Source organism: Pseudoalteromonas sp. 78C3, assembly GCF_002836695.1.
GTDB lineage: Bacteria > Pseudomonadota > Gammaproteobacteria > Enterobacterales > Alteromonadaceae > Pseudoalteromonas > Pseudoalteromonas arctica.
In genome coordinates this window covers 1-346 of record NZ_PJAV01000061.1, presented here as the reverse complement: position 1 = coordinate 346, position 346 = coordinate 1, and the positions used below count along the sequence as shown (strand labels likewise).

Genomic DNA, 346 nt, shown 5'->3' with positions numbered 1-346 from the left:
CTCCATGTTTCCGGTTAAATGCAGCTCAATTTCAGCTTCTGGCTCTTGCTGGTTAGTGATCCCTTCAAGTGAGTGTAAATCTGCAAGTGTTAAAACACGACGACCATTTTTACGTAAACCAATACCAGGATCATCAAGATTTGTTCTAGGCATATCAACGCGCATATCAACTGAAGCTCCATACTCCGTTTTTGCATGACGCACTTTAGAGCTGGCAACCGCTAATGGGTTTTCAGACATACCATGTTTGCTATGATCCATCGCCATTGCACCGTGGCCCATAGCGCTATGATCCATTTCTTTAGAGTTCATACCTGACATGCCTGCCATACCAGCCATTGCAGAG

At 44.8% G+C, this 346-nt stretch carries 1 pseudogene; it reads right to left on the bottom strand.

Annotated elements, in window-relative coordinates:
- Window positions 1-346: pseudogene (locus tag CXF76_RS00820) on the bottom strand (copper resistance system multicopper oxidase); the annotation flags it as partial.